Source organism: Bradyrhizobium sp. UFLA01-814 (assembly GCF_046718885.1).
Taxonomy (GTDB): Bacteria; Pseudomonadota; Alphaproteobacteria; order Rhizobiales; family Xanthobacteraceae; genus Bradyrhizobium; species Bradyrhizobium elkanii.
This window is the reverse complement of sequence record NZ_JAQOSR010000389.1, coordinates 1-517: the sequence shown is the minus strand read 5'-3', so window position 1 is coordinate 517 and position 517 is coordinate 1. Positions and strand designations below refer to the sequence as shown.

Annotated in this window: 1 protein-coding gene; it reads left to right on the top strand. The window is 64.8% G+C overall.

Annotation, left to right across the window (positions count from 1 at the left end):
• Window positions 1–517: DDE-type integrase/transposase/recombinase (locus tag PMN64_RS42975; protein WP_411785140.1), on the top strand; the 517-nt coding region annotated here is incomplete at both ends.

The window sequence follows — 517 nt, the reverse complement described above, 5'->3', positions numbered from 1 at the left end:
CGGCCCTGCAGCGCCGCACCAGCTACGCCTTTGTCGCCATCGATCGCGCCACCCGCTACGTCTTTCTCGAGATCCATGCCCGGCGGGACGGCGCCACCGCGACCGGCTTCCTCAAACGCTTCCTGGCCGACTTCCCGCACGACGTTCACACCATCCTGACCGACAATGGCGCCGAGTTCACCGACCGCTTCGCTGTCGACAAGAAGAACAAGCCGGCCGGGCGACCGTCCGGCGACCATCCCTTTGATCGGCTCTGCAAGCAGCGCGGCATCGAGCATCGCCTGACCAAGCCCTACCACCCGCAGACCAACGGCCTCGTCGAACGCTTCAACCGGCGCATCGCCGAAGCCATAGGCCGCGAAGAAAAGCGCGGCAGCGCCCGGCGCACCTTCGTCGACCATGCCGATCGGGACGCCTTCCTCAGCAAGTTCGTCCACGACTACAACCGAACCCGCCTCAAATGCCTCGGCTACAAGACGCCAATCCAGGCCCTTGCCAATCAAACGGGACCAAACAC